Origin of the sequence: Streptomyces sp. SID1328 (genome assembly GCF_009865595.1) — a bacterium.
GTDB lineage: Bacteria > Actinomycetota > Actinomycetes > Streptomycetales > Streptomycetaceae > Streptomyces > Streptomyces griseoluteus.
In genome coordinates this window covers 1-1375 of sequence record NZ_WWKH01000768.1, presented here as the reverse complement: position 1 = coordinate 1375, position 1375 = coordinate 1, and the positions used below count along the sequence as shown (strand labels likewise).

Below are 1375 nucleotides of genomic sequence, written 5' to 3'. Positions count from 1 at the left end.
GGACCCTCCTGGAGCCGGGCGGCGTCCCCGGCACCGGGCGGCCGGTGCGCACCGCACGGCCACCCGGAGCACGCCACCGCCGCCCGGTGCGGGCGGACCGCACACCGTACGACCGCCGACCGGCAGCACAGGAAGAAGGCAGGCCCGTGTCCCGACCGCTCACCGACCAGCACAGTGACACCGCCGCCCCGAAGCCGCTGGTGGACCGGTTCGGCCGCGTCCACACCGATCTCCGGATGTCCCTGACCGACCGCTGCAATCTGCGCTGCACCTACTGCATGCCCGCCGAGAGGCTGGCCTGGCTGCCCAAGGACGAACTGCTGAGCGACGACGAGATCGTCCGCCTGGTCGGCATCGCCACCGGCCGACTCGGCATCAGCGAGGTCCGGCTGACCGGTGGGGAGCCACTGGTGCGCCGGGGCCTGCCCGGTCTGGTCGCCCGGCTGTCCGCGCTTCCGAAGGCGCCCGAGCTGTCCATCACGACCAACGGCATCGGGCTCGCCCGTACCGCCGTCGCGCTGCGCGAGGCCGGGCTGGGCCGGGTCAACGTCAGCCTGGACACCCTGCGCCCGGAGCGGTTCGCCGCCATCACCCGGCGCGACCGGCTGGCCGACGTGCTGGCGGGGCTGCGCGCGGCCCGCGCCGCCGGGCTCGACCCGGTCAAGGTCAACGCGGTGCCGGTACGCGGGGTGAACGACGACGAGATCGCGGACCTGACCGCGTTCGCCGTGGAGAACGGCTACCGGATGCGGTTCATCGAGTCGATGCCGCTGGACGCCCAGGGTGCCTGGGAGCGGGAGAAGATGGTCACCGCCGCCGAGATCCTGGACCGGATCGGCGAGCGCTTCACCCTCACCCCCGTGCCGCGCGAGGACAACGCCCCGGCCGAGGAGTGGCGGATCGACGGCACGGACTCCCGCGTGGGCGTCATCGCCAGCGTCACCCGGCCGTTCTGCGGCAACTGCGACCGGGTACGGCTGACCGCCGACGGGCAGTTGCGCAACTGCCTGTTCGCCACAAAGGAGTCCGACCTGCGCGCGCTGCTCCGCGCGGGCGCCGACGACGACGCGCTGGAGGCCGCCTGGCGCTCCTGCATCGCCGTCAAGGCCCCCGGTCACGCCATCAACAGCGAGGACTTCCGCCGTCCCGACCGGCCCATGTCGGCCATCGGCGGCTGAGACCCGTACCGACCCCACGAGTGAGGACCGACGAAGTGAACCGGATGCACGAATGGATCGCGGCGGCCAAGGCCGGGCTGGGCATCGACCTCGATGTCGACATCGCCGAGCTGCTGGACATGACCAAGGTGGTCGCACACGAGGTGGCCCGCCCGGCCGCCCCGATCACCTCCTTCCTGGTCGGCTACGCGGCCGCC

General features: G+C 73.0%; 1 protein-coding gene and 1 pseudogene. Both read left to right on the top strand.

What is annotated here, in order from left to right:
- The first annotated feature begins 146 nt into the window (after window positions 1-146).
- A complete protein-coding gene (gene moaA, locus GT030_RS24635) occupies window positions 147-1178 on the top strand; it encodes a GTP 3',8-cyclase MoaA (protein ID WP_161202974.1) in 1032 nt (343 codons plus the stop codon).
- A gap of 44 nt (window positions 1179-1222) precedes the next feature.
- Window positions 1223-1375, top strand: a pseudogene (locus tag GT030_RS24630) (DUF6457 domain-containing protein); the annotation flags it as partial.